The sequence below is a fragment of the Streptomyces sp. TAA040 genome, assembly GCF_000424845.1.
Genome location: NZ_AUKR01000050.1, coordinates 1 through 7,264, shown reverse-complemented (window position 1 = coordinate 7,264; position 7,264 = coordinate 1). Strand labels below are relative to the sequence as shown.

The window sequence follows — 7,264 nt, the reverse complement described above, 5'->3', positions numbered from 1 at the left end:
ACCACACACTGTTCGTTCTCATCGATCCGGACGCCCTCGACCACGGTGTTCTCCGCCGTCAGGGTCCGCTTCCATATGCTGAAGAGGGACACGCCGTTTTCCTGCTTGATCAAACTTGAGCTCAGACACCTCAAGGATCACAGGAAGCGGCGTGTTTCCCATATCGGCCCAGGCCACGGCACCCACACATACGGCAGGAGAGCCCGAATACTGCCGGGGTGCAGTCCGAGCCGTACGGCGGTCTCGCGCACGGTCAGGTAGTTGGCTCCGTTCATCTGGAACACGGGTGAGCACCTTCTTCCTTGTTGGTTGGTTGTCATCAGGTGGAAGAGCAAATGAGAGAAGCCCTGCCGACTACCCAGGAGGCGGGAGGTGTCGGCAGGGCTTCGGTCACGAGGAGCACTCGGCGGGAGGAGTAACACCGGGCTCGACTCAGGGAGGACAGGGTGAGAGCCCCCCTCGACGCCGTCCACGAGCGTGGCGCGTACGGCTCCGGCCCGCGCGCCGAGAGGCCCTGTCATTGAAGGCTTGGGGTAAGTGGCTTCGGCTTGCGGCCCCGCCAGGGGCTCAGCGTCTACGAGGCTTGGTCGCTCGCTTCGCTCGCTCCCTCTACAAGTAGATACGGAGCTGGCTCCTGGTTTGTCAGGCTCGTCTCGGCGTGACGCCAGTCACGCTTGCCGTAGGGTCGCTCGGCTGTGCCTCGCTCCCCCTACCTACAAGGATCGGATCAGGAGCCGGGAAGTTTCCATCGGGCCAGCGTGACGCCAGTCACGCCCACGGCGAGGGTCGCTCGCTTCGCTCGCTCCCTCTACCTACTGGTGGGAGCGAGTAGGGCATGTTGGAAGCGATCCCTTGAAAGTGTGACGCCAGTCTCACTCTGTCGCCGGGGTCTCGACGGCGAGCAGATGCTTCGGCGATGGGCGCCGTAGGCGCCACCTGGCGTAGCTCCCTGCCGCTTGGTCGCTCGGCTGCGCCTCGCTCCCTCTACTTACTGATACGGAGCTCGACCCCTGGCAGTCCGCATCGATCGCGGAAGAGAGACGCAGCTCACACGGGAGCCCCTGCCAGCCACGGGGGAGGCCGACAGGGGCTCTGCGACCGGCACGCCTCGGAATCTCGCTCGCCGTCCCGAGGCGTGCCGGAGCTCTACTCGGCGCGCTCGACGAGGGCGAAGGAAGTGCAGAGGCGCCGGAACCTTCCATGTCCAGTCCGGCCGGTATGGCTCATGCAGCCGACGTCCACGGCCGCGCCGTCCGTCGAGGGTGACGCCTTCCACTCGCACTCGTACGCCAGGCACTCGGCCTCGAAGGTGACGTCAGTGTCCGGGTGCTGCGTGATCCGGTGCTTCACGAAGCGGACGATGGAGCGGGTCAACGCCCCCTCCTCGTTCGGTGCGGGTGGTTGCGGATCTCCACATCGGCGTCTGTCGCCCCCGACAGGTCCCCCCTGTCCCGTGCCGCCTGTCGCTGCTCGACCAGGGCCGTGCACACTCCGCAGCCCACCGCCGCTTCGGGAGGCGGAAGCGGAAGCGCCAGGTTTACCGGTCCTGACATCGTCGTCTGCCGTGCGCTCATTCCGTGCGACCTCCCCGGTTGCGTGTCTCGGGATGAGCATCGCCCGAGACACGGTCGAGGGTGCGGTTCAGTCGCGTTGTGGCATGAACTCACGCACGGAAGGCGGCGGACCACTCGGCGAGCTTCGCTCTCGCGTCCTCTCCGAAGAGGGCACACGCCTCGTATCTGGCGAACTCCTCGACGTGCGTCCGTACGTCTCTCGGGTCGCGGAACACCATCACGCCCGTGGACATCTCCGCCGTAGCCAAGCGGTCGTCGTAGATCGTGAAGGTGTTCAGCGGACAGCCGGGCAACGGGGTGTCCAGGGGGATCACGCCGAGGCGCACGTTCGGCAGGTGCGTGAGAGAGGCCAGGCGGTCAAGCTGTACGGCCATCGCGTCGGCAGCAAGGAACGGGGACCGTGCCGCCTGCTCGGTCAGAAGGAAGGTGAACCGCTTCGAACGGTCGTACAGGACTTCCTGTCGCTCCAGCTTCCGGGCGATGGCCTTGCCGTGATCGCCGGGGATGTGGGCCAGGCTCGCCCTGATGTACTCCGGCGTCGAGAGTAGGCCAGTGATCATCGAGAGCAGGAAGAACCGGAACTCTGCCGACGACGCTTCGAGCCCCGCCAACTCCCGCTGTTTCTTGTCGAGCCCCTTCCTGCGGAGCCCTCGCGCGTCCTGCCACTCGGTGTTTGCCGTACGGGCCAGGGAGGCTACTTCCGCCACCACGTCGGGCGGAGCTTCAAGGGCGATCAGGAGCGCCTCGATGTCGACGAGGGTCGGGCGCGTCTGCCCGTTCTCGATGCGGGAGACCTTCGACTGAGACATGGCGCAACGCGCGGCGAGCCGGTCCCCTGAGAGACCGGCCGCCTTGCGTAGATCTCGGAGCATGGAGCCCAGCTCTTGCCGGGACTTGCCGAGCTCCTCGGGCTCGAACGTCACTCGCTCTTCACGTACTCCAGGAAGGGGACCGACTCGGCGACGGCGAGGCGCTGGTACTCGATGAACGGCGCAGGGTCGCCTTCGTACAGCTCTCGGCCGATCTGCCTGCCGTCGTCCTCGTAGCGCATCAGGACGACCGTTGAGCGGTCGAACATCCAGTAGTCGCCGACGTCGTCCGGTAGCGGGTTGGGCCGGTCCGTCAGATCGAGAATGCGGATGTCCTCTCCTGCCGACGCTTGGTGCTGGTAGTACCGCTCGAACTCGAAGCGCAGGTAGTCACTCAACGGCCGACGCACGATGTGGACGCGCCCCACGTTCCGGGTGCGCACCATGTCCGTCCAGGAATCCGAGTAAGGGCCAGGGAACCGGGCCCCTGCCTTGAACGCTGCGAACTCCTCGGCCTCCTGCTGCACGAGGTACTGAGGCAGGGTCTCCAGTCGCCACGCTTCCGTCTGGAAGTCGCGGAACTTGGCCTGCCAGTCGTCACCATCCAAGAGCACGGACAGCCTCCCGAAGAACGCTCTCGGGGATCTCTACGAGCCCTTCCCCCTGCGGCGGAGTGAAGGCGCCGGAGACATCGCCTTGCACCACGAACGAGCCGGACGCGGTGCGGTAGACGTTCGGGCAGTCGCCCTGTCCGCACTCGCCGTTCCCGTTGCCGGTGAGTCGGGTAAGCCCTGCACGCTGAGACATGCGTAACCCCCTGGTCTGCGGCCCCTGCCGGGCCCGTCGACAACGACCGTACGAGCGCCACCCACGGCCGTCTACCCATGAACGCGGGTATGCACGTCTCTGCATGAACTGAGGCGCCCAGAGGGGTACACAGGGCTTCGAGGGGAACGAGGAGAGCCCCGCTCCCTCGATGTGAGGGAACGGGGCTCCATGGTCCGGCAGGCCGGTCGGCTCCGCCTCCCAGCCGGCCGTTACGTAGTGCCTACTCCTCGCTCACGGATTCCGGAAGGTGATCCGACAGTGATCCGACTTGAACCCTCGGACCCCGCGCCCCCTCGGCATGAGCTCGACGAGTTCGCAGACCTGCATGACGACCGTTCGGACGTAGTCGATCCGGTCGGGGTCCTCGTAGTTCAGCTCTTCCCACAGGTACTCGACGTCCCCCAAGTCGACCCTTACGCGCTTCGCCGCCAGGTCGGCCAGCTCAGCTTGGATCTTTGCCAGGTCGGCGTTGCACCGGGCGATGCCCGCCCGCATGGTCGAACCGTCGATGTCCCCTGAGGCGAACATCTCCGCCAGAGCGGTGCGCCTCTCAGCTGCACCCGCCTCCTCGGCCAAGAGCTCGGCCTCCCGCTCCTCGTCTACGGCATCCGTGGGCGGAGCGGCGTTCCACTCCTCGGCTCTGGCGATGACCATCCGGACCACGTAGGAGTCAAGCGGGTCTGCTGGGCAGGTGATGCACCGACCACCCGAGCAGGTGTAGATGCGGTATCGCTCGCCTGCCGCGTTCTTCTTGCTCCATCCCTGCGTGACGACGGCCTGACACTTCGAGCAGCGGACCACGCCGGACAGGAGGGCCTTGCGCTTCCCCCCGCCGCCGGTGTTCCGTTCGGGATCGCTCAGAAATCTGGTCACGGCGCGGAACGTACCTTCGGAGACGATCGCGGACCAAGCGCCCGTGCCGGTCTCCTCGGTCAGCCGGATGCGCCTCCCGTCATGCTTCTCGACCCACTGGGAGTACGTCTGGATACCCGCGTTCCTCGGCTTCAAGAGCACGCCTCGGAGGTTCGAGGAGCGCCACTCCTTACCGTGCGGCGAGAGCAGCCCGCGAGCGTTCCAGTCCTTCGCGATGGACCACAGCGAGACTCCGGCGAGGACGTCCCGGTACGCCTGCCGTAGGGCTTCCGCCTCCTCCTTGCGGTGCCGTCCGTCCCGCTCGAACCCGAATGGGCGGGTACTCCAAAACGGCCTACCCGACTCCCTGCGCCGCTGGTGCCCGAGCACCTGACGCTCTACCCGCATCTCGGTCTCGTTGCGGGCGACTACCGCGCCGATGCGAGCGGCCAGGCGACCCGATGGGGTCGCAAGGTCCAAGACGCCCTGAGCCTGCGCAGCGGCCAGCGTGACGCCGGTTGACTCGGCCAGGTCTACGAGGTCTTCGAGGTCTCTCGGCGTGCGGTACATGCGGTCGTAGTGACGCGAGACGATCGCGTCCACCTGTCCAGCCTCGACCATGGCCTTGACTCGTTCCCACCCCTTGCGCGGACCCTTCGAGGCGGACGTGTCCTTCTCGGAGATCACATCGACGACGGTCCAGCCCTTCCGCTCACACAGCGCCTCGCTCAGTTCGACCTGTTGCGCGAGGTTTCCGCCCTTGCTCTCCTCGCCCCTGGGGGTCGGGCTGAGCCTGGCGTACACCACTGCTCGCACTGTCCGCTCTCCTGTCCACTGTTCTCTTGGTCAATGATGGGCCAGCAGGGGCGGCACTCACCGCCGCCCCTGCTGTCACGCTCCGGACGTCACAGGCCGAGTTGCAGGGCCTTGCCGATGAGCCGCCCGGCGACCGTGCAGGGGCTCGCCTTGATGGAAGCCGTCCAGGAGGTGAAGAGCCTCCCCGTGTGGGTAGTCAACGACGGCACCCGTCCGGTAGATGATCCGGACGTGCAGGGCGTCGGGCTGCGAGACGCTGTGGACCACGCGGGTCTCGCCGGTCTCCGTGTCGCGGAGGAGGTCACCGGCCATGACGTCGCCGGGGGTGATGGGCAACACCTCGAACTCGACGCTCTCCCCGGTCTCGGAGACGACCGTCACCTCATCCTCGCGCCACAGGCTGGCGGAGGAGCCATCGGCGAACACAAGCTCCCGCTTGAACGTGCCCTGCCCGCGAACCTCGATCACGGTGAGCTTGGCGCCACATGCCTTGACCAGATCGCCAGGGTTCACGTACTGCGCTTCTACCGGACGGGAGTCCTGGCCGAGCTCGGCAGGCACAGTGACAGTCACCTTCGACTCGGCCACCTTGCCCCCGGTCGCGTCACCCTCGGTCCGGATGAAGGAGCGACGGAAGGCGTCGCGGTGAGGCTGCGTGTGCCCCGCAGGGAGGGGGCAGGGGAGGCGCCGGGCGCCCGGTCCAGGACGCTCCCAACCGACGCGGCGCGCACCGCACGGGGGCGTCTCGGCTTCGTCCTTGCCGGTGCCCTGCCCCTTCAGGACGGCGCCGACTGCATCGCTCCATCCCATGGCTACCGAGTCGCGGTGCGTGCCGCCATGCCCTGCCATCAGGATGCATCCGAGTCGCTCGTTGCCAGGTCGGCGCGCATCGCACCGAGCGGTCTCGGGAGTCGGTTCGACCGCAGGAGTGCCGACAGGGGCGGGAGTCTCCTCGGCCTCGGGAAGCTGCACCTTGACCCGCACCATGGCGTCAATGGCGCACGTGTTGTCGAGGGTGAGGCTGAGCTCCCGAGCGCTCTCGGAGGTGAGCTCGACAGAGACCGTCTGTGCCTCGGTATCGACGTGGACAGAGACGACCTCCCAGTCCCCGTCCTTCCAGGTGTCGCGACCGAGGATCATGCCGGGCTCCAGATCACGGGCAGGGAAGAGGGTCCACTCGCCGTCCCCGTAGAGGCGCTCGACGTGCCGCTGCACCAGCTCCTTGCAGTCCATGAGGCGACGACCGCCGACTGTGTGGCCGAGACCGACGACAGTCCCGATCCACGCCGCGTTGCCCTCCTTGCGTGCCGTAGCGATGCGCCTGCCGTCCTGCGTTGCGTAGTAGGTGCTGGGCTTGGCGTCCTTGTGCCAGGTGAGTTCCATGCTGTGCCGCCTCTCGCCGTAGCCCGTCGATCGGGCCGAACGAGTTACATGCTCAGAGCTTCACGTACGGCATGTGGCACTGCCTCAACCTCGTCAGTGAGACGCAGGGAGCGGCGGCCGGGGTTCTCCTGCGGGCCGGGGAAATACTGAGCGGCGCGGCGCAGGCCCGGAGCAGGCGGCCCGCCGCTCGCCGGGACACCGAGCTCGCCCGGGGGCCGGCCCGGCTCGCCACCGCGCTCGATGTCGACCGTCGCTTCAACGGACAGGACGTCTGTTCCAGCGAGCCGGCCGCGACGCTTCGGGTGCTGTCGGGCTCGCCGCCGGGGCGGGAACGCGTCGCGACCGGTCCGCGGACCGGTGTGGGCGGCGACGGCGCGCTGCACCCCTGGCGGTTCTGGATCGACGGCGACCCGACGGTCAGCCGGTACCGCGCCCACCGACCCCGTCGCCGCACCCGGTGACTTGACTTCGCGAGAGCAGGTCCCTAACGTGGTCCGAGCCGCAAACGCAGGAAGAGTACGCGTGGTCGATACTCTTGGTCGATACACCCGCGTGTCCGAGCGGCAACCACTGCGAGGAACACCCGGTCAGGGTCTGTTTTTGGTGCGCCGAAGACTCCCCTGAAGGACCCGATTAGGAGTCCGGCGGAAGATTCGCTAAAGTGGAGAACACACCGAAGGGAAGCGCCCGGAGGAGCCTGAGAGGGTTTCGAAGGAAGCGTCCGTTCTTTGAGAACTCAACAGCGTGCCAAAAGTCAACGCCAGATATGTTGATACCCCGTCCGGGGGTGGGTGATTGTGGTTGTCATGGTTGCCTGCCTGTGGATGTGGTTTCTTTGAGTATTGATGAACACAGCGAGGACGCAGTGGATGCGGGGCTTATTCCGGCTTCGTGTTCCGCTCCCTGTGGTGTCTTCATTTTGAAGCATTCATGGAGAGTTTGATCCTGGCTCAGGACGAACGCTGGCGGCGTGCTTAACACATGCAAGTCGAACGATGAAGC

At 66.5% G+C, this 7,264-nt stretch carries 7 protein-coding genes, 1 rRNA gene and 1 pseudogene; 2 read left to right on the top strand and 7 right to left on the bottom strand.

Translation table 11 applies throughout. From position 1 onward, the window contains the following. Positions 1-137: 137 nt before the first annotated feature. The 7 genes from H300_RS31650 to H300_RS0121340 all read right to left on the bottom strand — a co-directional run bounded on the left by H300_RS31650 (position 138) and on the right by H300_RS0121340 (position 6,262). Positions 138-284, bottom strand: a complete 147-nt coding sequence (locus H300_RS31650) for a hypothetical protein (protein ID WP_158678421.1) — start codon at positions 282-284, stop codon at positions 138-140. A gap of 862 nt (positions 285-1,146) precedes the next feature. Next, positions 1,147-1,374, bottom strand: a complete 228-nt coding sequence (locus H300_RS0121360; protein WP_028429010.1) for a DUF7848 domain-containing protein — start codon at positions 1,372-1,374, stop codon at positions 1,147-1,149. 289 nt (positions 1,375-1,663) lie between these two features. Then, a complete protein-coding gene (locus H300_RS0121355) occupies positions 1,664-2,497 on the bottom strand; it encodes a Scr1 family TA system antitoxin-like transcriptional regulator (RefSeq protein ID WP_028429009.1) in 834 nt (277 codons plus the stop codon). Next, positions 2,494-2,997 carry a DUF6879 family protein gene (locus H300_RS0121350; RefSeq protein WP_028429008.1) on the bottom strand — a complete coding sequence of 168 codons (504 nt, stop codon included), beginning with the start codon at positions 2,995-2,997 and terminating at the stop codon, positions 2,494-2,496. The genes H300_RS0121355 and H300_RS0121350 overlap by 4 nt, the downstream gene beginning before the upstream one ends. Then, positions 2,981-3,190, bottom strand: coding sequence for a hypothetical protein (locus H300_RS32725; RefSeq protein WP_078516208.1), 210 nt, complete (start codon positions 3,188-3,190; stop codon positions 2,981-2,983). Before H300_RS32725 ends, H300_RS0121350 begins: the two co-directional genes overlap by 17 nt. 252 nt (positions 3,191-3,442) lie before the next feature. Next, the gene (locus H300_RS0121345; RefSeq protein WP_486583990.1) at positions 3,443-4,870 is read right to left on the bottom strand and encodes a recombinase family protein; all 1,428 of its coding nucleotides are present in this window, start codon (positions 4,868-4,870) and stop codon (positions 3,443-3,445) included. A gap of 84 nt (positions 4,871-4,954) precedes the next feature. Next, positions 4,955-6,262, bottom strand: coding sequence for a hypothetical protein (locus H300_RS0121340; protein ID WP_028429006.1), 1,308 nt, complete (start codon positions 6,260-6,262; stop codon positions 4,955-4,957). 59 nt (positions 6,263-6,321) lie between these two features. Between H300_RS0121340 and H300_RS28495 the strand changes: the two are divergent. After that, positions 6,322-6,723 (top strand): annotated as a pseudogene (locus tag H300_RS28495) (DNA-3-methyladenine glycosylase); the annotation flags it as partial. A 466-nt stretch (positions 6,724-7,189) separates the two neighbouring features. Next, positions 7,190-7,264 (top strand): 16S ribosomal RNA (locus H300_RS0121330); the annotation flags it as partial.

Coding starts and splice junctions, on each gene's coding strand:
- H300_RS32725 (WP_078516208.1), bottom strand. CDS start 3,190: ATGTCTCAGCGTGCAGGGCTTACCCGACTCACCGGCAACGGGAACGGC.
- H300_RS0121340 (WP_028429006.1), bottom strand. CDS start 6,262: ATGGAACTCACCTGGCACAAGGACGCCAAGCCCAGCACCTACTACGCA.